The following is a 21462-nucleotide window of genomic DNA, read 5'->3' on the forward strand; positions in this document are numbered from 1 at the left end:
CCGATCAGGCGGCTGCCGGGCGCGGCCCGTGCCGCAGGGTCAGCAGGGTGCCCAGCGTGAGCGCCGCCAGCGCAAACGCCGGCCCGCCCAGCGCGCCCACATGGTCCACCATCAGCCCGCCGAAGATGGCGCCGCTGGCGATCGCGATCTGGAACGCCGCCACCAGCAGTCCGCCCGCGCCCTCGGCCTGGTCGGGCGCGGCCCGCACGATCCACGTCTGAAAGCCCACCGGGAAGGCGCCGAACGCGAAGCCCCACAGCGTGACGGCCACGGCCGTGATGGCCGCCGACTGCCCGGCCACCAGCAGCACGGCGGCCAGCACGGCAATGACGGCCCCACCGGCCACGATGGCCTGGCGCTCGCTGCGCCCGGCGATCCAGCCGCCCACGAAATTGCCGAAGAAACCGCCCACGCCATAGCCCAGCAGCACCGCCGTGATGGTGGCCACCGACAGGTGCGTGACCTGCTCCATCAGCGGGCGGATGTAGGTAAAGCCTGCGAAGTGGCCCGAGATGACCAGCAGCACGGCCAGCAGCGCCACGCGCACGGGCGGGCGGCGCAGCAGCTCGCCCAGCACCTTGAGGTTGGGGTTGTCGCGCGGGGGCAAGGCGGGCAGGGCCGCGAGCTGCACGGCCAGCGTGATCAGGCTGATGCCCCCCGCCGCGATGAAGGCGCTGCGCCAGCCCCACAGGTCGCCCATCCACGCGCCGATGGGCGCCGCGCAGACCGTGGCCACCGACACCCCGGTGAGGATGAAGGACATGGCCCGCGCGAACAGCGAGGCGGGCACCAGCCGCATGGCCAGCGCGGCCGACATGGACCAGAAGCCGCCCAGCGCCACGCCCAGCAGCACCCGCGCCACCAGCAGCGTGGCCAGGCTCCCGGCCAAGGCCGACATCGCGTTGGACAGCACCAGCAGCAGCGTGAAGGCGATCATCACCAAGCGCCGGTCGATGCGGCGCGTGAGCAGCGGCAGCGACGGGGCGGCCACGGCGGCCACCAGCGCCGTCACGGTGACGGCCTGGCCCGCGGCGCCATCGCTCACGCGCAGGTCGCTGGCCATGGCGGTGAGCAGGCTGGCGGGCAAGAATTCGGCCGTGACCAGTCCGAAGACACCCAGCGCCATGGAGGCCACGGCGGCCCAGCGTGCCTCGGTGGGCTCGGGGGTGGAATGCGGGGCTGGGTTGGCATCGGCCACGGCGCCCACCGGGGCGTCGAGACAGGCAGAGCAGGAAGGAGCAGAAGACACGGGAAAGGCCTTGGGATGGATGGAAAGCCATCGTAGGGATAAGATGGCGGCGTTTCCATGCCGTAAAAGCCGAGATGCTTGACTTTTTGTCCAAACCCTTCAACCAGATCCCCCAGCAGCCGTTCGCTGAGCCGCCGGACCTGCTGACCCAGATCCTGCTCGGCCTGCGCCTGGACGGCGTGGAGTATGGCCGCTGCGTGCTGCAGCCGCCGTGGGCCATCGCCTTCCCGGCGCAGCGCTCGGCCCGTTTCCACTTCGTGGGCCATGGCGGAGCCTGGCTGCGCACGCCGGGTACCGACTGGCAGCGCCTGAACCCGGGCGACGCGGTGCTGCTGCCGCACGGCAGCTTCCACGTGCTGGCCAGCTCGCCCGACGTGCCGCCAGTGGACATCGATTCGCTGGCGCGCAAGCCCGTGTCCGAGAACATCTACCTGGTGGACGGCCGCGATGCGGGCCACGCGCCCCTGGGGGCCCCCGTCGCGCCACCTCCGCCGCTGGCCCCCGACGTGCTGTTCAGCGGCGCGCTGCGCTTCAACCTCGACCCGCTGCACCCGCTGATGGCCATGATGCCGGCGGTGATGATGGCCGGCGACCTGGCCCGGCGCGACACCACCGTGCCGGTGCTGCTCGACGCCATGGAGCGCGAGGTGGAGCAGGACCGCATGGGCGCCTGCGCGATCCTCGCGCGCCTGGCCGATGCGCTGGCCGCCAGCATCATCCGCGCCTGGGTGGAGTGCAGCTGCAACAACCCCACGGGCTGGATCGCCGCCGTGCGCTGCCCGCGCATCGGCAAGGTGATCGCCGCCATCCACGCCGACCCCGAGCGCGACTGGAACGTGCCGCTGCTGGCCGACCTGATGGGCGCCTCGCGCTCGAGCTTTTCCGAATCGTTCACGCGCACCATGGGCGAGAGCCCGGCGCGCTACGTGGCCAAGGTGAAGATGTCGCAGGCGCGCCGCTGGATCGCGCGCGACGGCATGCGCGTGGCCGTGGCGGCCCACCGGCTGGGCTACGAGTCGGAGGCCTCGTTCAGCCGGGCGTACAAGCGCATCATTGGCCACCCGCCGAGCACTGCGCGGGCGGAGTGAAAAAAAGGGGCCCTACGCCCGGGGCAGCGGCAGCGCCGTCTTGTAGCGCACCTGCTTGAGCGCGAAGCTCGAGCGGATCTTTTCCACTCCGGTGATGGGGGCGAGGCGCTCCAGGATGAAGCGCTCCAGCGCCCCGATGTCGGGCACGGCCACGCGGATCAGGTAGTCGCTGTCGCCGCTCATCAGGTAGCACTCCATCACCTCGTCGTGCTCGGCGATGCGCTGCTCGAAGTCGCCCAGCGCCTCCTTGCTCTGCGTCTTCAGGCTGATGCTGATGAACACGTTGAGCCCCAGGCCCAGGGCGGCCGCGCTGGCCAGTGCGACGTAGCGGCTGATGACGCCCGCGGCCTCCAGCGCCTTCACGCGCGCGAGGCACGGCGAGGGCGAGAGGTGCACGCGCCGCGCCAGCTCCACGTTGGACAGGGAACCGTCGGCCTGCAGCTCGGCCAGAATGCGCAAATCCAGGGTATCCAGCTTCATGTGCTGCAGTGTAGGCTATTGGCCGCATGAAATGCTGTGGTGGGCGCTTTGGTGGGCTACAACGGCATCCCATTCGGGGCGGCAATGGCTACAGTTGCGGCATGAACGCCCCCACCGCACACCACCACCTGCTCACGCCGGCATCGGCCGCACCGTTGGCCGATACGGACCCCGAAGAAACCGCCGAGTGGCGCGACGCCTTCCTGGCGCTGGTCGCCACCGAAGGCCCGGAGCGGGCGCGGCACATGCTGCAGGAACTGGTGCGCCTGGCGCGCGCGCAGCGCATCGGCTGGCAGCCGGACCTGAACACGCCGTATGTGAACACCGTGGCGGTGCAGGACCAGCCCGTCTTCCCCGGCGACCTCGCCATCGAGGAGCGCGTGGCTTCCATCGTGCGCTGGAACGCGCTGGCGATGGTGGTGCGCGCCAACCAGGCCTATGGCGAACTGGGCGGCCACATCGCCAGCTACGCCAGCGCGGCCGATCTTTTCGAGAGCGGCTTCAACCACTTCTTCCGTGCCCGTGAAGGCCTGGGCGAAGGCCAGCACCGGGGCGACCTGGTGTTCTTCCAGCCGCACAGCGCGCCGGGCGTGTATGCGCGGGCGTTCCTCGAAGGCCGCCTGTCCGAGCAGGACCTGAAACACTACCGCCAGGAGCTCACGGCACCGGGTGCGGGCGCGCAGGGCCTGTCGAGCTACCCCCACCCCTGGCTGATGCCGGACTTCTGGCAGTTTCCCACGGGGTCGATGGGCATCGGGCCCATCAGCAGCATCTACCACGCGCGCTTCATGCGCTACCTCACGCACCGCAACCTGCTCGACTGCTCGGCGCGCAAGGTCTGGGGCGTGTTCGGCGATGGCGAGATGGACGAGCCCGAGAGCATGAGCGCGCTGACCCTGGCCGCACGCGAGGGCCTCGACAACCTGGTCTGGGTGGTCAACTGCAACCTGCAGCGGCTGGACGGCCCGGTGCGCGGCAACGGCCGCATCATCGACGAGCTGGAGCGCCTGTTCGCCGGTGCGGGCTGGAACGTGGTCAAGCTCGTGTGGGGCAGCGACTGGGACGGCCTGTTCGCCCGCGACCTGACCGGTGCGCTGGTGCGCACGCTCGAAGGCACGGTGGACGGCCAGATGCAGACCTTTGCCGCCAAGGACGGGCGCTTCAACCGCGACAACTTCTTCGGCCAGAACCCCGAGCTCGCGGCCCTGGCCCAGGGCATGACGGACGAGCAGATCGACCGCCTGAAGCGCGGCGGGCACGACCTGGTGAAGATCCACGCCGCGTATGCCGCGGCAGCGCGCCACCAGGGGCAGCCCACGGTGATCCTGGCGCACACCAAGAAGGGCTACGGCATGGGCACGGCCGGCCAGGGCAAGATGACCACACACAGTCAGAAGAAGCTGGACGAGACCGACCTCATCGAGTTCCGCAACCGCTTCAACCTGCCCCTGTCCGACGAGCAGGCCACCAGCCTCGCGTTCTTCAAGCCCGCCGAAGACAGCCCCGAGATGCGCTACCTGCGCGGCCACCGCCAGAACCTGGGCGGCTACCTACCGCGCCGCGACACCACCTGCGACGCGCTGCCCGTGCCCGCCATCGAGGGCTACGCGCAGTTCGCGCTGCAGCCGCAGGCCAAGGAGATGAGCACCACCATGGCCTTCGTGCGTATGCTCGGCAGCTTGCTCAAGGATGCCACGCTGGGCCCGCGCATCGTGCCCATCGTGGCCGACGAGGCGCGCACCTTCGGCATGGCCAACCTGTTCAAGCAGGTCGGTATCTACAGCAGCGTGGGCCAGCGCTATGCGCCCGAGGACATCGGCTCGGTGCTGAGCTACCGTGAGGCGCTGGACGGCCAGATTCTGGAAGAAGGCATCAGCGAGGCCGGCGCCATCGCCAGCTGGACGGCCGCGGCCACCAGCTACAGCGTGCACGGCCTGGCCATGCTGCCGTTCTACATCTACTACTCGATGTTCGGCTTCCAGCGCGTGGGCGACGCCATCTGGGCCGCCGCAGACCAGCGTGCGCGCGGCTTCCTGCTGGGCGCCACCTCGGGCCGCACCACGCTGGGCGGCGAGGGCCTGCAGCACCAGGACGGCTCCAGCCACCTGGTGGCCGCCACCATCCCCAACTGCAAGGCCTACGACCCGGCCTACGCGGGCGAGATGGCCGTCATCATCGACGCCGGGATGCGCGAGATGGTGACCGAGCAGCGCGACGTCTTCTACTACGTGACGCTGATGAACGAGAACTACGCCCAGCCCGACCTGCCTGCCGATGCGGCAGAAGGTGTGCTGCGAGGTTGCTATGTTTTCAGGAGCTATCCGCGCTTGATGGACGGCCGTGAAGGGCCAATTTCATCCAAAAGCGTCACCCTGATGGGCTCCGGCGCCATCCTGACCGAGGTGGTCAAGGCCGCCGAGCTGCTGGCAGGCGAGGGCGTGGACGTGACCGTGCTCAGCGTGACCAGCTGGAGCGAGCTGGCCCGCGACGGCGTGGCCTGCGAACAGCGTGCGCTGCAGGGGGAGGCGCGGCCTGGCGTGGCGTGGCTGACGCAGCAACTGGCGGGTACACGCGGCCCGGTGATTGCCGCCACCGACTATGTGCGCGCCGTGCCGGAGACCGTGCGCGCGTTCGTGCCTGGAGGACGCCGATTCATGACATTGGGAACGGACGGTTTTGGGCGCAGCGATACGCGGGCGGCGCTGCGGGCGTTTTTTGGGGTGGACGCGGCGGCGGTGGCGCGCGCAGCCCGGTTTGCATTGGCGGGGTAGGGTGTGTGGACGGCGCCGCCACCTGGCCAACGCCACTTTGTGGCGCTTTCTTCACTGGCGGCGGTGGGGCGCATGACGCGGGGAACGGTCATGCACTTGCCACAGTGGGCCGCTTGAAAAACGCGTCCAGCACCGGCATCAGCGCCGGAAACTCCTGCGCGAACCGGTCCCGATTCACAAAGTAGGCCTCGCAGGCCACGGCAAAGAATTCGGACTGCGATGTGGCCCCGTAGGCGTCCAGCCAGGGGCGTTCCGCGCCGAAGCGCTCGGCCAGGATCACGCGTTCTCGGAACTGTTCGTACGCGGGCTCCCAGGCGGCCCACCAGGCTTCGTAGGCCGCGCGCCCTGTGCGCGTGCCCATGAAGCCTGCGGGCAATGGCGGGCAGCCGTTGGGCTCGCCGCTGCGCATGTCGAGCTTGTGAACGAACTCGTGCACCACCACGTTGTGGCCGCGCTCAGTGTTCTCACGCCCGTTGGAGGCGTGTGCCCAGCTGAGCATGATGGGGCCGCGGTCCATGGCCTCGCCCAGCAGCACCTGCGTGTGTTCATGCACCACACCGGCTTCGTCCACCGTCTTGCGGCGCGCCACGGCCTCGCCGGGGTGCAGCACGATGCCCACGAAATCGTCGTACCAGTCCAGCGCCCGGGCCGGGTCGCCCCAGTGCAGCAGGGGCAGGCAGGCCTGGGCCGCGATGTCGATGGCCATGGCATCGGTCACCACCAGGCCGTGCGCGCCGTGGAATTCCTTGTGGTGCAGGAAGAGGGCGCTGAGCGCGCGCAGCTTGGACTGGTCGTGCAGCGAGAGCGCCGCCAGGAACGGGTAGCGCTGCAGGGTCTGGAGCCACAGCGTGGCCGAGATGTCGGGCACGGGGGACACGGTGGCGCGGACACGGCTCCAGAGCCGGTGGAGGAGAGGGGGCATGGCGATCAGGCGGCGGGAGGTGAAGCCCCGCGCAGTTCAGGATCGCTGGTACTTGGGGGCCAGGGGCAGCCGTTCCAAGCCCGCGCGGGACAAACGCAGTATTTCCGCGCGGGGCGGCAATGCGGCCGCGTCCCAGTCGCTGAGCACCACACGCCGCAAGCCGGGGGCCAGTGCGTGGTCGGCGGGACGGTGGGTGTGGCCGTGAATGAGCGTATGTGCCTGGGCCGCCTGCAGCCAGGCGATGGCAGCCGGGCCGTCCACGTCGGCATAGATGGCGCCCGATTGTTTGCGCGCCTCGCTCTCCTGGCGGATGCCGCGTGCCTGCGCGCGGCGCGTCGCCAGGGGCTGCGCCAGAAACTGCTGCTGCCACCCGGCACTGCGGGCCTGCACGCGAAAGCGCTGGTAGTCCACATCGTCCAGGCACAGCAGGTCGCCATGGCTCAGCACGAAGCGCTGGCCGTCAAACACCAGGACCGTCGGGTCCGCCAGGCCGGTGATGCCACACTGCGCAAGGAACGCAGGGCCCGCCAGGAAGTCGCGGTTGCCGTGCATGAAGTACACGGGCAGGCGCTGCGACGCCGCGCGCAGGGCCGCGCAGCCCTGGGCCTCGAAGCTGCCGGTTTCGCCGATGGCGTCGTCCCCCACCCAGACCTCGAACAGATCGCCCAGGATGAAGAGGGCATCCGCTTCGGTGCCGGCCAGGTAGTCCTGCCAGGCGGCCACGGTGGCAGGCTCGCTGGCCTGCAGGTGCAGGTCGGAAATGAAATCGACCGTGCGCCAGTGCGCGGGAGCGGCAAGCTCCTCGAACCGGGGCACGGTCGTCGTCACGGAGACGGAGGTCAGATCAACGCGAGATCAGAGTGCGACAGCCTTCTCGATGATCACGTCTTCCTTCGGCACATCGTCGTGGAAGCCCTTGCGGCCCGTCTTCACGGCCTTGATCTTGTCGACCACGTCGGCGCCGCCAACCACCTTGCCGAACACGGCATAGCCCCAGCCCTGGGCCGAGGGGGCGGTGTGGTTCAGGAAGCCGTTGTCGGCCACGTTGATGAAGAACTGGGCGGTGGCCGAGTGCGGGTCGCTGGTGCGGGCCATGGCCACGGTGTAGTTGGCGTTCTTCAGGCCGTTGTTGGCTTCATTCTCGATGGGCGCATCGGTGCCCTTTTGTGTCATGCCGGGCTCGAAGCCGCCGCCTTGCACCATGAAGCCGGGGATCACACGGTGGAAGATGGTGTTGTTGTAGTGGCCCTTGTTCACGTAGGCCAGGAAGTTCTCGACCGACTTGGGCGCCTTGGCGGCGTCGAGTTCGAGGGTGATGACGCCGTAGCCGGCGATGTGCAGTTCGACTTGGGGGTTGCTCATGGCAAGGGTTCTTTCAATCAGTCAATCAAAAATGGGTTACTTCACCAGGGTGGCGGAGTTGATGGTGACGGGGGCGGTGGGCACGTTCTGGTGCGGGCCCTTGTTGCCGGTGGCCACGGCCTTGATCTTGTCGACCACCTCGGTGCCGCTCACCACCTTGCCGAACACGGCATAGCCATGGCCGTCGGGGCTGGGGGCATTGAGCATCGCGTTGTCCTTCACGTTGATGAAGAACTGCGACGTGGCCGAGTTGGGGTTGCCCGAGCGCGCCATGGCGATGGTGTAGTTGTCGTTCTTGAGGCCGTTGCCGGCTTCCAGCGGAATCGGGGCCCTGGTGGGCTTGGGAATCAGGTCGGCCGTGTAGCCGCCGCCCTGGATCATGAAGCCGTCGATCACGCGGTGGAACACGGTGCCGTCGTAGTACTTGTCCTGCACGTAGGCCAGGAAGTTCTCGACCGTCTTGGGTGCCTTGGCGGGATCGAGCTGCACCACGATGTCGCCCATCGAGGTGGACAGCTTGACCTTGGGGGCATCTTGCGCCTGCACGGGTGCTGCAGAAAAGATAGCTGCCAGCGCAATGCTGGCAAGCGCTAGGGTCGAATTTCTTCTGGAAATCATCCAATCACTCCTTCAAAAAATATCTGCCATTGTTGGCCCCGCCGCGCCCAGTACTGGCGCTTGACGGGGCCCGTGCGGGCGCCTGCGGCGACTTCGCCGAACGTTACCACCATGGTGTCGGCGGAATCTGTCCAGCGCAGGTAAGACTTGTCCTTGAGGTGTAGTTCCCTGCCCCGCAATGCGCGGGTCTCGGCCTGGAGCACCTGGGACCACTCTTGCAGCGGTTTCTTGCGGTAGCTCTGGAAGTCCGGCGCGTAGAAACCCATCAGGCGGCTCATGTCGCCCTCGGTCTTGGCGCTGCGCCAGGCGTTGAGCACCGCGTCGAAGGATTTGCGGTCCGCCAGTACCGCGTGCGGCGCCACCCACTGCAGCTGGCGCGCGATGACCACGGGCGTGGAGCGGGGCTCCACCGTGCGCAGGATGCGTTCGAGGTCGGGATTGGCCAGCACCAGGCAGCCATCGGTGGCCAGGGGCGCGCGGGCAAACTGGTCGGGCGGCGTGCCGTGCAGCCAGATGCCGCCACCGGTCTTGCCCCGGCTCTGGTCCAGGGGGTTGGGGTAGTTGATGGGCAGCGCGCCCGCGCCGTAGAAGTCCTTGAGCGTGGCGGGGTCCAGCCGGCTGGTGATGAAGTAGACACCTAGCGGGGTGCGCTGGTCGCCTTCCAGGTTCTTCTCGATGCCCAGCTTGCCGACCGAAGCGTAGTAGTCGGCGACCAGCTGCAGGCCCTTGGGGGTGTTCTCGAACAGGTACAGGCGCGAACGCGAGGCATCCACCGCGATGGCATGGCGGGAGCGGGGCGAGAGCTCCAGGAACTGCGCCGGGATGCTGTGCGCCGGGGGGCGGCTGCGCTGGGCATCCACGCGCTGGCGCGATTCGTTGCGCAGCTCTTCCAGCGTGGCAGCCGTCTGGATGCTGCGGGCCGAATCGGGCTCGGGCACATCGCCCAGGCGGCGGATCGGCCGCGTGCGCGCCATCAGCAGGTCGCCCACCACCAGTTGCGCCAGCTGGAAGTTGGGATAGTCGCGCGCCAGGGCCTCGGCGTGGGCCAGCGCCTCGCGGTGGCGGCCCTCGGCGATGAGCTGGTACACCCCCATGAGGCGCGCCTCCGCCTGGCCATCGCGCAGGGCGGGTGCCGTGGAGCCCGCGGCTTGCATGGGCCGGACCGAGGTGGCGGCCGCCGCGCCCCGGGACTTGGCGCTCTGGGGCAGCACCGGGGCTGCGTGCAGGAGCGCCGCCAGGCAAAGGGCGCCCGCCACGGCCGGGCGGCTTCGTGCGGACAACGCCACAAGCATGTGCGAAATCGTTTCAGGTCAGGGCAGGGAGGCAGAAAAAGCGCGCGCCGCCGCCATCGCAGGGCCGGCTGCGCCGCGCTTCGTCACGGTCAGCCGCCGGTGGATTCGCGGACGATGGTCCAGCGGCCGTTGTGGTTCACCATGTCCAGCGTCTTGCGACTGGCGACATTGAGCGCATCGGCCGTGTAGGCCTGGCGGAAACGGGCCGTGGCCTTGTCGCCGTTGACCGCGACCGAGATGTCGGAGATCTGCACGCTGATCCTGGATTTTCCGACGATGCGCGCTTCACGCTCCTTTTCCCAGGCGGCACGGGTCTGGCGGCCGGGAGGATCGAATGACTTGTCGTAGGCGCCGAGGTAGGCGGCCATGTCCTTGGCGGACCAGGCGGCGGCCCAGGCCTGCACGGCCGCGGTAACGGCGGCCTGCAGGGACGCATCGCCGGCAGCGGCGGCGGGCGACGCGGCAATGGCCGGAGCGGGGGATGCCGCGGCAGCGGGTGCGGGCGCTGGCGCAGCAGGCGCCGGTGAAGGGGCTGCCACGGGCGCTGCGGCGGCGGGTGCCGTTGCGGCGGGCCGCTGCGTGGCCGCCACGGCTGGTGCCGGAGCGGGGGCCGCGGCCCCGGGGCGAGCGGGCTTGCCGGCGGCGGCTTCCGCAGTGAACAGCTCGCGGATCAGCGCCAGCTTGGGCTTGACGGAGCTGGCGTTGGCCGCATCCAGCTGCAGCGCCTTGTTGTAGGCCTGGCTGGCCAGCTTGGCATAGATGTCGCCCAGGTTCTCATGGGCGGTGGCGTAGCTCGGGTTGGTGCGGATCGCCATTTCGAGCGCCGTGCGGGCCTTGTCCAGCTGGTTCTGGCTGGCATACAGCACCGCCAGATTGTTGTAGGGCTCGGGCAGCTCGGGATACTCTTCCGTGAGCTTGGTGAACGTGGTGATCGCATCGCCGGGCTTGCCCGAGTCCGCCTGCGCCACGCCGCGCAAGAAGCGCAGCTGCGGGTCGCGCGGGGCGGCGGCAAGGCGCTGGTCGGCCTTTACCAGGGCTTCGGCCGGCTTGCCGGCCTTGATCAGCTGGGTGATTTCCGCATAGTCGTCCGCATGGGCCGCACCGGTGCCCAGCAGCGCGGTCAGTGCCAGCAGGCGCAGCAGGTGGGGGAGGGTGCGTCGGACTTGCTTCATGGGGGATTCAAGGGTGTTGGGCAGCGTCTGTCCCGGGCGGGGGCTTATACTGCGGCGGATTGTAGCTGAGGGGGTTGTCATGACGGTGCGCTGTTGCCGCGGGTGATTTCGCTGGAGGCCCCTTGCTGGGCCAACTCCCTCCAGGGGCCTTTGCCCCCTGCTGCCGGGTGAACCTTTTTCACCCAACCACCCCATCCCCCGTGACTGAAATCCCATGAGTTTGCGCATCTACAACACGCTGTCGCGTGCATTGGAGGAGTTTTCCCCGCTCGAACCTGGCCATGTGCGCATGTACGTGTGCGGCATGACCATCTATGACCTGTGCCACATCGGCCACGCCCGCATGATGATGGCGTTCGATGTCGTGCAGCGCTGGCTGAAAAGCAGTGGCTACCGCGTCACCTATGTGCGCAACATCACGGACATTGACGACAAGATCATCAAGCGCGCGCTGGAGCGGGGCATCACCATCCGTGCCCTCACGGACGAGATGATCGCCGCCATGCACACCGACATCGCGGCGCTGGGCATCGAGCCCCCGTCGCTGGAGCCGCGCGCCACCGAATACGTGCCCCAGATGCTTTCGCTGATCGGCACGCTGGAAGGCAAGGGCCTGGCCTACCGCGCCGGCAATGGCGACGTGAACTACTCCGTGCGCAAGTTCGACGGCTACGGCAAGCTCTCGGGCAAGTCGCTCGACGAATTGCGCGCGGGTGAGCGCGTGGCCGTGCTCGATGGCAAGGAAGACCCGCTCGATTTCGTGTTGTGGAAAGCCTCCAAGCCCGAGGAGCCACCCGAGGCCAAGTGGGACAGCGAATTCGGCTCGGGCCGCCCCGGCTGGCACATCGAGTGCTCGGCCATGTGCGGCGCCACGCTGGGCGAGACCTTCGACATCCACGGCGGCGGCATGGACCTGCAGTTCCCGCACCACGAGAACGAGATCGCCCAGAGCGAAGGCGCCAATGGCAAGCCCCTGGCGCGCTTCTGGGTGCACAACGGCTTCGTGCGCGTGGACAACGAGAAGATGAGCAAGTCGCTGGGCAACTTCTTCACCATCCGCGACGTGCTGGCGAAGTACGACGCCGAGACGGTGCGGTTTTTCATCGTGCGGGCCCACTACCGCAGCGCCCTGAACTACAGCGATGCCCACCTGGACGACGCGCGCCAGGCCTTGAAGCGCCTTTACACCGCCCTGAACCTCGTGGCGCCCGCCGAGGTGGCGGCTATTGATTGGGCGGCGCCGCATGCCGCCCGCTTCAAGGCCGCGATGGACGAGGACTTCGGCACGCCCGAAGCCATGGCCGTGCTGTTCGACCTGGCCGGTGAGGTCAACAAGACCCGATCTGTCGAACTGGCGGGGCTGCTCAAGGCGCTGGGTGGTTGCCTGGGGGTGCTGCAGGGCGACCCCAAGGCCTTCCTGCAGGCCGGGGCGGGCGGTATGGACGAAGCCGAAATCCAGGCCCGGATCGCCGCGCGCGCCGCTGCCAAGGCGGGCAAGGATTTCGCCGAGGCCGACCGCATCCGCAATGCATTGCTGGCCCAGGGCATCGTGCTCAAGGACTCCGCCGCTGGCACCACCTGGGAAGCCGCGCAGTGATCGTTGTGTTTGTCATGGAAAACGCCTGCTGGGCAGATGGGACGCCCGGTGGCAGCTTCTAAAAAGATAGCATCCGAAGTGCTCGTGGCCGAGCCGGCGCTGGCCACGCCCGACTACTGGGCGGAGGCCTGCAAGCACCTGGTCAAGAAGGACCGGGTGATGAAGCGCCTGATTCCCCAGTTTGGCGATGCGGCGCTGCAGACACGCGGCGATGCGTTCACCACGCTCGCGCGCTCCATCGTGGGCCAGCAGATCTCGGTGAAGGCCGCGCAGACCGTGTGGGAGCGCTTTGCCGCGATGCCCCGCAGCATGAAGCCCGCCAGCGTGCTCAAGCTCAAGATCGACGACATGCGGGCCGCGGGCCTGTCTGCGCGCAAGGTCGACTACCTGGTGGACCTGGCGATGCACTTCGAGGGCGGCAAGCTGCACGTGAAGGACTGGGCCGCGATGGATGACGAGGCCATCATTGCCGAACTGGTGGCCATCCGCGGCATCGGCCGCTGGACGGCCGAGATGTTCCTCATCTTCTACATGATGCGCCCCAACGTGCTGCCGCTGGACGACGTGGGGCTGATCACCGGCATCAGCCAGAATTACTTTTCGGGCGATCCGGTCAGCCGCAGCGATGCCCGCGAAGTGGCCGAGGCCTGGAAGCCCTGGTGCAGCGTGGCGACTTGGTATATTTGGCGATCGCTGGATCCGCTTCCCGTGGCGTACTGAGCGAGATGCCCCTGGGTCCCCGTGCGCCGCGTGCCCGGGAGCGCCGCCAGCGCGGCGGCCCTCCTCGTGGGGCGCGCCCGTTTCGTGGGCTGTAGGTGGTGCGCAGCGCCCCGGACAGCGGACTTTTTATTTGTTGGACAAGCGTCATACCAAACTCGTAACGCGTCGGTTACAGTGCGTGCCATTCGTGGCGCCTGCACCCCGGCGCGCCCCAAGGAGAACAACGTTGGCGAAAAAGACCTTTCTGGATTTCGAGCAGCCGATTGCCGAACTCGAATCCAAAATCGAAGAACTGCGCTACGTGCAGACCGAGAGTGCCGTCGATATCTCGGAAGAGATCGACCAGCTGAGCAAGAAAAGCCAGCAGCTCACCAAGGACATCTACAGCGAGCTGTCGCCCTGGCAGATCACCAAGATCGCCCGCCACCCCGAGCGCCCCTACACGCTCGACTACGTGCGCGACATCTTCACCGACTTCGTGGAGCTGCACGGCGACCGCCACTACGCGGACGACCTGTCCATCGTGGGGGGGCTGGCACGCTTCAACGGCCATGCCTGCATGGTGCTGGGCCACCAGAAGGGGCGCGACACCAAGGAGCGCGCGATGCGCAACTTCGGCATGAGCAAGCCCGAGGGCTACCGCAAGGCCCTGCGCCTCATGAAGACGGCCGAGAAATTCAAGCTGCCCGTGTTCACCTTTGTGGACACGCCCGGCGCCTACCCTGGCATCGATGCCGAGGAACGCGGCCAGTCCGAGGCCATCGGCCGCAACATCTTCGAGATGGCGCAACTCGAAGTGCCCATCATCACCACCATCATCGGCGAGGGCGGCTCCGGCGGCGCGCTGGCGATCAGCGTGGCTGACCAGGTGGTGATGCTGCAGTACGCCATCTACTCCGTGATCAGCCCCGAAGGCTGCGCCTCCATCCTCTGGAAAACCAGCGAAAAAGCGCAGGAAGCCGCCGATGCCCTGGGCATCACCGCCCACCGCCTGAAAGCGCTGGGCCTGGTGGACAAGATCGTCAGCGAGCCCGTGGGCGGCGCCCACCGCGACCACAAGCAGATGGCGGCCTTCCTCAAGCGCGCGCTGGGCGATGCGTTCCGCCAGGTGGCGGACCTGAAGACGAAGGACCTGCTGGACCGCCGCTATGACCGCCTGCAAAGCTACGGCCGGTTCAGCGACACCAAGGCGGAGAGCCGCTGACGGTTCCGGGGACGCTTTCCTGCCCAACACCAACGGCCCTGCGGGGCCGTTGGTGCTTCTGGACAGGGTTCTCCGCCGTTGCCGTGGCCGGGAGGCGCCGATAATCGGCCGCCATGTGCCGCCGCCCCCTTGTTGCCCTTGTTGTTGTTGACGCCGCCACGGGTTCCTGGCCCTTGCCCCGGCGCCACGGGGAGGCATGGACATGACCTTGTCCTTCGACGCGGCCATGCAGGCTTTCGAGCCCGCGCTGCCCCTGGCGGTCGGATTCAGCGGCGGTGCGGATTCCACGGCGCTGCTGCTGGCATGCGCCCGGCGCTGGCCTGGCCAGGTGCGGGCGATCCACGTGCACCATGGCTTGCAGCCAGCGGCTGACGGTTTTGCGCGGCACTGCGAAGACCTGTGCCAAGCCCTGGATGTGCCGCTGGCGGTGCAGCGCCCGGACGCCCGCCACGCGCCGGGGCAAAGCCCGGAAGACGCTGCACGGCAGGCAAGGTACAAGGCATTTGAGGCGGTAGCGCTTGTCAGTCAAGCGCATAATGCTATTAAATCAATAGCAATCGCGCAGCACGCGGATGACCAGGTCGAAACGCTCGTGCTGGCCCTGTCGCGCGGAGCCGGTGTGGCCGGGCTGGCGGCGATGCCCGCCCGCTGGCGCCGCGCGGGCATTGACTGGTACCGCCCCCTGCTGCGGGTGGCCGGGGCTGATGTGCGCCAGTGGCTGCGGGCACAGGGGCAGGGGTGGGTGGAAGACCCGACCAATGCCGATGAGCGCTTCACGCGCAACCGCATCCGCGCGAGGATCTTGCCCGTGCTGGAGGCCGCATTCCCTGCGTTTCGCGACACCTTTGCGCGGTCCGCCCTGCATGCGGCGCAGGCGGACGAACTGCTGGAAGAACTTGCACTGCAGGACCTGGCCATCGTGGGCGCACCGCCGCGCATCCGGGCCTTGCAGGGCCTGAGCCGCGCGCGGCAGGCCAATGTGCTGCGCCACTGGCTGCGCGTCGAGCACCACACCACGGCGGCCGCGGCGCAATTGAATGAACTGCTCGACCAGGTGCAGTCGTGCACCACAGGGGGCCACCGCATCCACATCAAGGTCGGGCACGGTTTTGCCGTCCGGTCCGGGCCGGAACTCGATTGGTACAGTCCAGAGGTGTTGGCCCCCTGATCGCACGAACCACGGCGGCGCGCCGAGGCAGTGTCCTTCAGCGTGGTGTCTGAGGCCCGAAATCCGAAGTCTGCGGCGGTGAGCTTCAAGGAAAAGCGCGAGATGGCCAGCCTGGGCAGCAAGTTGCCGAAGATCCGCTCGGTGGAGCTCGCGGGCAAATACAACAAAAGTGATGTCCATGCGCGGGCTGTCCAGCTTCACGCCCTGGTGCATCGACGTCAACGAAGAAGCCAGGTCCGCACGCGGATCACTTTTGAAAAAGACAAAAAATGGAACAAGCCGTCGTATCCGGCATCACATTCAACCGCGACGAAGCCAAGATCTCCGTGCTGGGCGTGCCCGACAAGCCGGGCATCGCCCACCAGATCCTGGGCGCCGTGGCCGATGCCAACATCGAGGTCGACGTGATCATCCAGAACGTGGGTAAGGACGGCAAGACCACCTTCAGCTTCACCGTGCACCGCAACGATTGCGCGCGCACCGTCGAGCTGCTCAAGGAGAAAGTGGTGCCCGTGCTGGGCGCGCAGGAGGTCGTGGGCGACACCAGCTGCTGCAAGGTGAGCATCGTCGGCAGCGGCATGCGCAGCCACGTGGGCGTGGCGAGCAAGATGTTCCGCACGCTGCGCGAGGAGGGCATCAACATCCAGATGATCTCTACCTCCGAAATCAAGACCTCCGTCGTGATCGACGAGGAGTACGTCGAACTGGCCGTGCGCAGCCTGCACAAGGCGTTCGAGCTGGACCAGCAAGCCGTCTAACCCGCCAGAAGCGCCCCGGAAATGGGGCATAATAGCGGGATTGGAAACGTGACCGAGTGGCCGAAGGTGCTCCCCTGCTAAGGGAGTATGGGGTGTAGAGCCTCATCGAGGGTTCGAATCCCTCCGTTTCCGCCAGAATATGCCCTGTAAGTCGTTGATTTACAGGGCATTTTTCTTTGTTGCGCCTGTTGGCTGTGGTTCTACCCCAGCGCTATCCCTAAATCCCGTTCGCCTGGGGCTTGGCCGGGGCTCCCAAAGAGGCGTTCACGGCCGCCAAGTTCTGGCCTCGATCAGCCGACGGAATCCAGCGCGCATAGTCCCTGAGCATCACCTGCACGCTGTGCCCGTGCTGCATTGCAACCCACATCGGATTCGCCCCTGCCATCAGCGCCAGGGTCACGCTCGTGTCCCGCGCCTCCTTCGGCGGCCGGTGACGCACGCCGGCCACACGCAGGGCCTGGGTCCAGATCCTGCGCTGGGTCTGCTCGTCGTTATAGGCCTTGCCCGTGTGCGGGTTTCTGAACACCTCGGCGCCCTTCACCTGCGTTCGTGCCCGCTGGCGCTGCAGCACGGCCGACGCGCGGTGATTGAGCTCCACCATGCGCCGCTTGTGCGTCTTGGTGCGGGCCTTGTCCTCGGCGAGCACCCGCGTCCGGTGCACCAGGATGGAACTGGTCCGCAGGTCCACGTCCGCCCAGAGCAACGCGATCTGTTCACTGGGCCTGAGCCCAGCGAAGAAAGAAAACTCGAAGTAGTCGGCGGCCTCGTCGCCCTCCAACTCGCGGATCTTGGCCAGGATCACCTCCACCTCCTCGGGCGCGAAAGGGTCGGGCCCGGCGCCCTGGGTCTTCTGATTCTCGATACCCTCGACCGGGTTGCGCAGCGTGCTTGGCGGCTTGCAAATCATCTCGAACACCGCCCGCAGCGGAATCAGGATGTTGTTCTGCGTCTTCCGTCCCAGCCCCTTGCGGGCCTTGCCCGTCGCCAGATCCACGCTTGGTTTGCTCAACTCCAGTAGGCGCTCCAGCACCATGCGGTTTGACACCCGGGCCGGGGCCAGGTGCCCGAACACCGGGAGCCAGTACGCGAGCATGTGGCGTTTGTAGATCGCCAGTGTGGAGTGCTCCAGATGGCGCTCGGACAGCCGCAGCCACTCCTCGAACCACTCCTTCACCGTGGTAGCCGTCTGCGCGCCCTGCGCTTGGCGCTTGGCCAGAAACTTGTAGTCCGGAAAGTGCTCGGCAAAGTTGAATTCGCCGCGCGCGATCTGGGCCACGATCTGTTCGCGCTGGCGCGCTGCGTGTTTGAGGTTTGCCGCCGTGGGCTTGAGCGGCAGCGTGGGAGACACCTGCACGCCTTGCCATGTGAAGCGAACCTCTATGCGATCGCCTGCAGGCCTAACACCTCCGGATGTTGCTTTGCGACCCATCGGTTGTATCCTTCCATGTCTATCAATCGGTTGCCGTCTGGGGCTTGAATCCATTCCTTGCCCTCGACCCAGACACCGCGCGTGATCTTGGTATCAACCGCGCTTTTGGTGTACCCCGTGTCTTCGCAGAACTTGGGGATGCGAACGAAACGCGCAGCCATTACGGTGGCCCTCCTTCGGGTTTGTGGTCGACCTGCAGCAGCGTCGTGAAGAACGGCACCATCACCGCGACTCGTTCGCGGATCAGGGCCTCTGTACCGGCCGGCAAAGGCTTCTGCGGCGCACGGATGTCGATGTAGTCCAGCAAGAGCTTCACAGCCCGCTCAACTTGCGGACGGCGCAGGCCGCACAGCAATTCAATCAGGTGGGGCTCCAGGAGTTCTCGGGCCTCTTTCATGTCACCGTCTCCGTCCGGACGCACGTTGTGGAGATCATGGCCAGCACCTGGGCTGCGAGGCTTTCAGGGTTGGGGTGATCGCTCATGCGACCTCCCATTCGGCATTGGCGATGACGGCAGCCAGGGCCTCCCGCGCGCCGCGGATCCGCCGCAGGCTGAGCGCGCTCACGCGTGGGGCAGGGGCTGGCACCTTGGCTAGGTTGCAGATCGAGTTGTCGAGCTTGCGGAGGTCGTCCAGCACAGTCTCAATAGCGTCTTCGGTAGCCCTAGGCGGCACTGCAGGCGCATCCCATGGCGCGACATGGGATCGAATGATTGGCGGCATTACCAGCTTGCCTGCGGGCGAAATTTTGCCGAAGAAAGTCAGCTGCAGGTGGTCACCGATTCGGGCCACCATGGCAGTACATCCGTCCTCGAAGACACTGCCGCATTTCTCAATCAGGCGACCCCGACGGTAGTAGCGAGACCCGTCCCGGATTGCGGGGACCATGTCCTCGCTGACAAACCCAGTTGCCAGCATGTCAGGCGTGCTGCCCGTGTACACGATCATCGGGCCCAGGTCCTGGACCAAGACTCCGGCCGGAGTTGTCATGTTCACGCTTACACCGCCTGAAGGCGCAACTGAATCTTTCAGCCGCGCCCGGACCTCATAAACAGGCTCACCCTTGCGCTTCAGGGCCACGATGGTGAAGTGTCCAGGATCTTGGCGACCAGTGGTGACCCCGGGGCGCCTTTTGCTCCCATCCGCGTTGAAGGTGGCCATGGTGCTGCCATTGCCAGGCTTGCCAGGCAGCTGATGCTCTTTGACGATGGCTAATCGGATCAGGGCTTCGGCGGCGCCTCGCCAATATTCCCATGGCCCTCTCGTGTAGCGCGTGACGCCGGGGGCGATTTCTTGGCGTCTCGTCATGGCTTGATCTCCAACCGTGCGGGGCTCAGCATCAGCTCTGCTACTCGGCGCGCCTCGTCGTCGGTCAATCCGCTGACGGTGATCGTGCGACCCTCGCCGGGCTGGAACTGGATGAACGCTGACCCATCCGCAGCCTCGCCGATCGCGGAGACGCGCCCCACGACATCAAGGTTGTGGGTGCGCCCGCGGTCGCGGCGGCAGTAGAGACCCTTCACGCGGCCAATGAAGCGAAAGCGCTCCCACTGCTCCTGCGAGACGGTTCGCCACTCCCTGCCGTTGATGCCCGATTCCAGTATGGCGACACCAGGGGTCGGGCCGTAGCGCCCAAGGCGCACGACCTTGGTCCACCCGGTGGAAAATGGAAAGCAGCCCGGCGGACCCACTACCTCGTCGGCCGGCGGTACGTGCTGCACCAGATAGTGCCCCTCGCCGCGGTACTCGTGCACGTCGAAATCGATATCGAGAATGTCGCCTCGGTCGCACTCGGGCCACGCTAGGTTGTTGTTGTCAACCACCAGGTGGCGGCCGGAGCCGAACTCGAAGGGCTGCGGCAGAGGGACGACCTCAGCCACGGCGCGCGTGGCGCGTGGCTTGCTGGCTCGTGGTGGCGCGTTGATGATGGCGTTCATGCCGATGCCCTCCGCAGCTTGCTCACTGGCTTAAAGACCTCGCGGATCTCTCCATAGACGGTGAGGCGCGAACGCATTGCCCGTGTCACCGGCGACCAACTGGCCGTGCCTATATCGAACCCCCACAGCTCGCAGCCGCCCACAGTCGGTTTGAACTGGAAGCGCCGTGCCCCGTACCAGTGGCTGCCGTCTTCATGTTGTATGGTGATCATGTAAAGACCGTCGTGACGAATCTCGTTGCGGTCGAAGTTCACCTCGATGCAGTCGCCCGCTTCGATTTCTGGGTGGTACAGCGCTGCATGCACCTGCACCATCTTCAGGCCACAGAAGTTGCCCAGGCCCGAAGCATCATCAACCTGTTCAACCCCGCGTGCTGGGATGGAGTTGTAGATCACTGGCCAAGCGAAAGCCGGGCGTTCAAGTGCTGCGGGGCTCATGGTTGGCCATCCTTCGCGGCAGCACGGATTGCATCGGTGCGGGGCTTGTAGCTGTCGAGATAGTGGTCCAGATACTCCTTGCCACGCTTGTCGAGGCGCGCACAAACAGAGTGCTTGCGCAGTACGCTTGCCGGTACGGTGACCTGGCGTCCCGTCTCGTCTTGGACCGTGAGCTGCTCTTCCTCGTCGCCAAAGAATGTTCCGATGTGGCAAACCTCTCCGATCAACGTGTCGAGTAAAGCCGGGACATCGAAGCGCCCATACCCAGGGCATGAAAGAACATGCACGCGGGCAATGAAAGCTTCGGGATGGTTCGGCTTTAGCTGGTCCAACACAACGGCTGCGTCCACCAGCGATTCGTGGCGAAATGCGAGTCGGGAGCCGCGCGAGGTCCACACCTCAAACCGGTACTGCGATCCGTCCCCCGCGGCCAAATGCAGCCATTCACGAAGCAGATCGCGACTCTGGAAGAACTCGCGTTCGCTTGCGCTGTGGCGGCCCTGATCCATGAGCCGATCAACAGCCCATTGAGGAAGCGGATCCACCGGATGCGGATGCACCTTGTCGTGGTGCCGGTGGGTTTCCAGAGTGCTATCGATCAGGCTCCACCAGTGGACGCCTATCTCTCCGATTCGCTCCAGCACATCGAAGGCGTCAATTGGTTCCGGCAAGGCCGGTTCTGCCCGGCGCATGGGTGGGGTAGGGCGGCGACTCGGGGCTCCCTTGGTGGGCTTGGTTCCGGCGTGGGTTTCCCCTGCCGCGTCTTGCGTGGCATCATTCGTCATGTTCGTTCCTTGGAAGAGGGCTCGGACTAGAAGGCTTGCTCGGTTGGCGCCGAGCGGTTTTCGATAGAGGGGCTGACGGTTGGCGCTGTCAGCCCTTCGCCTTTTCTGGCCTGTCGAGGCGAGTCGCGCGGCTGGGTCACCAGCATCACACGGGTGTCGCGCAGCACATGCTTGTGCTCCTTCCCGGTCACCTTCGTGATTTCCTTGGTGTTCATGCTCTTGGGCATGGTGGCGGTCTTGGTGAGGATGGCGAGGCTCACGATGGTTGTCCTTTCTGCGCTGCTGCGCGCTCAATCGCACGGACGATGAAGCTGTTCAGACTAATGTGCTGGTCATTGGCCTTCGCCTTCGCCTTGTCGTGAATCACTTGTGGAATGCGCAAGGTGATGCGTTCGAATTGCACCTTCTGCTGGGTCATTTGGCTTCCTTCTTAGACACTGTTTTGGTGTCGTGGCTATATTGTGGATGTGACAC

Annotated in this window: 23 protein-coding genes, 1 tRNA gene and 1 pseudogene; 8 read left to right on the top strand and 17 right to left on the bottom strand. The window is 66.6% G+C overall.

Annotated elements, in window-relative coordinates; genetic code table 11:
• Positions 1 to 4: 4 nt before the first annotated feature.
• Positions 5 to 1198, bottom strand: coding sequence for an MFS transporter (locus AC1RVY_RS08165; RefSeq protein ID WP_492806544.1), 1194 nt, complete (start codon positions 1196 to 1198; stop codon positions 5 to 7).
• 125 nt (positions 1199 to 1323) lie between these two features.
• Here AC1RVY_RS08165 and AC1RVY_RS08170 point away from each other — a divergent pair, with 125 nt between their 5' ends.
• Positions 1324 to 2337: an AraC family transcriptional regulator gene (locus AC1RVY_RS08170; protein ID WP_369641964.1), complete on the top strand. Its 1014-nt coding sequence runs from the start codon at positions 1324 to 1326 to the stop codon at positions 2335 to 2337.
• Positions 2338 to 2349: 12 nt separating this feature from the next.
• Here the strand turns inward: AC1RVY_RS08170 and AC1RVY_RS08175 are convergent, their stop codons facing one another.
• Entirely contained in the window at positions 2350 to 2817 is a 468-nt protein-coding gene (locus AC1RVY_RS08175; RefSeq protein WP_218340734.1) for an Lrp/AsnC family transcriptional regulator, read from the bottom strand.
• Positions 2818 to 2918: 101 nt separating this feature from the next.
• Here AC1RVY_RS08175 and mdeB point away from each other — a divergent pair, with 101 nt between their 5' ends.
• A complete protein-coding gene (gene mdeB / locus AC1RVY_RS08180; RefSeq protein ID WP_492806129.1) occupies positions 2919 to 5588 on the top strand; it encodes an alpha-ketoglutarate dehydrogenase in 2670 nt (889 codons plus the stop codon).
• Positions 5589 to 5676: 88 nt separating this feature from the next.
• Here the strand turns inward: mdeB and AC1RVY_RS08185 are convergent, their stop codons facing one another.
• The 6 genes from AC1RVY_RS08185 to AC1RVY_RS08210 all read right to left on the bottom strand — a co-directional run bounded on the left by AC1RVY_RS08185 (position 5677) and on the right by AC1RVY_RS08210 (position 10954).
• Positions 5677 to 6510, bottom strand: coding sequence for a M90 family metallopeptidase (locus AC1RVY_RS08185; protein ID WP_492806130.1), 834 nt, complete (start codon positions 6508 to 6510; stop codon positions 5677 to 5679).
• 36 nt (positions 6511 to 6546) lie between these two features.
• Complete coding sequence (locus AC1RVY_RS08190) at positions 6547 to 7338, bottom strand: UDP-2,3-diacylglucosamine diphosphatase (RefSeq protein WP_492806132.1); 792 nt, start codon at positions 7336 to 7338, stop codon at positions 6547 to 6549.
• 27 nt (positions 7339 to 7365) lie between these two features.
• Entirely contained in the window at positions 7366 to 7872 is a 507-nt protein-coding gene (locus AC1RVY_RS08195; RefSeq protein WP_218294021.1) for a peptidylprolyl isomerase, read from the bottom strand.
• A 36-nt stretch (positions 7873 to 7908) separates the two neighbouring features.
• Positions 7909 to 8490, bottom strand: coding sequence for a peptidylprolyl isomerase (locus AC1RVY_RS08200; protein WP_492806133.1), 582 nt, complete (start codon positions 8488 to 8490; stop codon positions 7909 to 7911).
• Positions 8487 to 9782, bottom strand: a complete 1296-nt coding sequence (locus AC1RVY_RS08205; protein WP_492806135.1) for a L,D-transpeptidase family protein — start codon at positions 9780 to 9782, stop codon at positions 8487 to 8489. Before AC1RVY_RS08205 ends, AC1RVY_RS08200 begins: the two co-directional genes overlap by 4 nt.
• An 89-nt stretch (positions 9783 to 9871) precedes the next feature.
• Positions 9872 to 10954 carry a L,D-transpeptidase Cds6 family protein gene (locus tag AC1RVY_RS08210; protein ID WP_492806137.1) on the bottom strand — a complete coding sequence of 361 codons (1083 nt, stop codon included), beginning with the start codon at positions 10952 to 10954 and terminating at the stop codon, positions 9872 to 9874.
• Between the two features lie 214 nt (positions 10955 to 11168).
• On the opposite strand from AC1RVY_RS08210, the gene cysS reads away from it, so the two are divergent.
• From cysS to AC1RVY_RS08240, 6 genes and pseudogenes are all read left to right on the top strand, one after another.
• Positions 11169 to 12551, top strand: coding sequence for a cysteine--tRNA ligase (gene cysS, locus AC1RVY_RS08215; protein ID WP_492806138.1), 1383 nt, complete (start codon positions 11169 to 11171; stop codon positions 12549 to 12551).
• Positions 12552 to 12599: 48 nt separating this feature from the next.
• Positions 12600 to 13271 (top strand): DNA-3-methyladenine glycosylase family protein, encoded by a 672-nt coding sequence (locus AC1RVY_RS08220; RefSeq protein ID WP_218340742.1) that lies wholly within the window; start codon positions 12600 to 12602, stop codon positions 13269 to 13271.
• 226 nt (positions 13272 to 13497) lie between these two features.
• Positions 13498 to 14475, top strand: coding sequence for an acetyl-CoA carboxylase carboxyltransferase subunit alpha (locus AC1RVY_RS08225; protein ID WP_218294027.1), 978 nt, complete (start codon positions 13498 to 13500; stop codon positions 14473 to 14475).
• A 202-nt stretch (positions 14476 to 14677) separates the two neighbouring features.
• A complete protein-coding gene (gene tilS / locus AC1RVY_RS08230; RefSeq protein WP_492806139.1) occupies positions 14678 to 15643 on the top strand; it encodes a tRNA lysidine(34) synthetase TilS in 966 nt (321 codons plus the stop codon).
• Positions 15644 to 15685: 42 nt separating this feature from the next.
• A pseudogene (locus tag AC1RVY_RS08235) lies at positions 15686 to 16401 on the top strand (ACT domain-containing protein); the annotation flags it as partial.
• A gap of 42 nt (positions 16402 to 16443) precedes the next feature.
• Positions 16444 to 16536: transfer RNA gene (locus AC1RVY_RS08240), tRNA-Ser, on the top strand.
• Positions 16537 to 16618: 82 nt separating this feature from the next.
• Here AC1RVY_RS08240 and AC1RVY_RS08245 read toward each other — a convergent pair.
• From AC1RVY_RS08245 to AC1RVY_RS08285, 9 genes are all read right to left on the bottom strand, one after another.
• Entirely contained in the window at positions 16619 to 17749 is a 1131-nt protein-coding gene (locus AC1RVY_RS08245; RefSeq protein WP_492806141.1) for an Arm DNA-binding domain-containing protein, read from the bottom strand.
• 29 nt (positions 17750 to 17778) lie between these two features.
• Positions 17779 to 17991, bottom strand: a complete 213-nt coding sequence (gene xisR, locus AC1RVY_RS08250; RefSeq protein WP_492806143.1) for an excisionase family protein — start codon at positions 17989 to 17991, stop codon at positions 17779 to 17781.
• Positions 17991 to 18227, bottom strand: a complete 237-nt coding sequence (locus AC1RVY_RS08255) for a hypothetical protein (RefSeq protein ID WP_492806144.1) — start codon at positions 18225 to 18227, stop codon at positions 17991 to 17993. The genes xisR and AC1RVY_RS08255 overlap by 1 nt, the downstream gene beginning before the upstream one ends.
• Before the next feature lie 82 nt (positions 18228 to 18309).
• Complete coding sequence (locus AC1RVY_RS08260; protein WP_492806145.1) at positions 18310 to 19137, bottom strand: hypothetical protein; 828 nt, start codon at positions 19135 to 19137, stop codon at positions 18310 to 18312.
• Complete coding sequence (locus AC1RVY_RS08265; RefSeq protein ID WP_492806147.1) at positions 19134 to 19766, bottom strand: hypothetical protein; 633 nt, start codon at positions 19764 to 19766, stop codon at positions 19134 to 19136. The genes AC1RVY_RS08260 and AC1RVY_RS08265 overlap by 4 nt, the downstream gene beginning before the upstream one ends.
• On the bottom strand, positions 19763 to 20203 hold the full coding sequence (locus AC1RVY_RS08270) for a hypothetical protein (protein WP_492806149.1): 441 nt from the start codon (positions 20201 to 20203) through the stop codon (positions 19763 to 19765). The genes AC1RVY_RS08265 and AC1RVY_RS08270 overlap by 4 nt, the downstream gene beginning before the upstream one ends.
• Entirely contained in the window at positions 20200 to 20988 is a 789-nt protein-coding gene (locus tag AC1RVY_RS08275; RefSeq protein WP_492806151.1) for a hypothetical protein, read from the bottom strand. Before AC1RVY_RS08275 ends, AC1RVY_RS08270 begins: the two co-directional genes overlap by 4 nt.
• A gap of 26 nt (positions 20989 to 21014) precedes the next feature.
• The gene (locus AC1RVY_RS08280; protein WP_492806153.1) at positions 21015 to 21248 is read right to left on the bottom strand and encodes a hypothetical protein; all 234 of its coding nucleotides are present in this window, start codon (positions 21246 to 21248) and stop codon (positions 21015 to 21017) included.
• Positions 21245 to 21406, bottom strand: coding sequence for a YlcI/YnfO family protein (locus AC1RVY_RS08285; RefSeq protein ID WP_492806154.1), 162 nt, complete (start codon positions 21404 to 21406; stop codon positions 21245 to 21247). The genes AC1RVY_RS08280 and AC1RVY_RS08285 overlap by 4 nt, the downstream gene beginning before the upstream one ends.
• Positions 21407 to 21462: the final 56 nt, after the last annotated feature.

This window comes from Acidovorax sp. GW821-FHT11A03, assembly GCF_058809075.1.

What these genes read in the sequence shown, in the direction of transcription:
- AC1RVY_RS08170 (WP_369641964.1), top strand. Translation starts at nt 1,324, where the DNA reads ATGCTTGACTTTTTGTCCAAACCCTTCAACCAGATCCCCCAGCAGCCG.
- AC1RVY_RS08175 (WP_218340734.1), bottom strand. Translation starts at nt 2,817, where the DNA reads ATGAAGCTGGATACCCTGGATTTGCGCATTCTGGCCGAGCTGCAGGCC.
- mdeB (WP_492806129.1), top strand. Translation starts at nt 2,919, where the DNA reads ATGAACGCCCCCACCGCACACCACCACCTGCTCACGCCGGCATCGGCC.
- AC1RVY_RS08185 (WP_492806130.1), bottom strand. Translation starts at nt 6,510, where the DNA reads ATGCCCCCTCTCCTCCACCGGCTCTGGAGCCGTGTCCGCGCCACCGTG.
- AC1RVY_RS08195 (WP_218294021.1), bottom strand. Translation starts at nt 7,872, where the DNA reads ATGAGCAACCCCCAAGTCGAACTGCACATCGCCGGCTACGGCGTCATC.
- AC1RVY_RS08200 (WP_492806133.1), bottom strand. Translation starts at nt 8,490, where the DNA reads ATGATTTCCAGAAGAAATTCGACCCTAGCGCTTGCCAGCATTGCGCTG.
- AC1RVY_RS08205 (WP_492806135.1), bottom strand. Translation starts at nt 9,782, where the DNA reads ATGCTTGTGGCGTTGTCCGCACGAAGCCGCCCGGCCGTGGCGGGCGCC.
- AC1RVY_RS08210 (WP_492806137.1), bottom strand. Translation starts at nt 10,954, where the DNA reads ATGAAGCAAGTCCGACGCACCCTCCCCCACCTGCTGCGCCTGCTGGCA.
- cysS (WP_492806138.1), top strand. Translation starts at nt 11,169, where the DNA reads ATGAGTTTGCGCATCTACAACACGCTGTCGCGTGCATTGGAGGAGTTT.
- tilS (WP_492806139.1), top strand. Translation starts at nt 14,678, where the DNA reads ATGACCTTGTCCTTCGACGCGGCCATGCAGGCTTTCGAGCCCGCGCTG.
- xisR (WP_492806143.1), bottom strand. Translation starts at nt 17,991, where the DNA reads ATGGCTGCGCGTTTCGTTCGCATCCCCAAGTTCTGCGAAGACACGGGG.
- AC1RVY_RS08255 (WP_492806144.1), bottom strand. Translation starts at nt 18,227, where the DNA reads ATGAAAGAGGCCCGAGAACTCCTGGAGCCCCACCTGATTGAATTGCTG.
- AC1RVY_RS08260 (WP_492806145.1), bottom strand. Translation starts at nt 19,137, where the DNA reads ATGACGAGACGCCAAGAAATCGCCCCCGGCGTCACGCGCTACACGAGA.
- AC1RVY_RS08265 (WP_492806147.1), bottom strand. Translation starts at nt 19,766, where the DNA reads ATGAACGCCATCATCAACGCGCCACCACGAGCCAGCAAGCCACGCGCC.
- AC1RVY_RS08270 (WP_492806149.1), bottom strand. Translation starts at nt 20,203, where the DNA reads ATGAGCCCCGCAGCACTTGAACGCCCGGCTTTCGCTTGGCCAGTGATC.
- AC1RVY_RS08275 (WP_492806151.1), bottom strand. Translation starts at nt 20,988, where the DNA reads ATGACGAATGATGCCACGCAAGACGCGGCAGGGGAAACCCACGCCGGA.
- AC1RVY_RS08285 (WP_492806154.1), bottom strand. Translation starts at nt 21,406, where the DNA reads ATGACCCAGCAGAAGGTGCAATTCGAACGCATCACCTTGCGCATTCCA.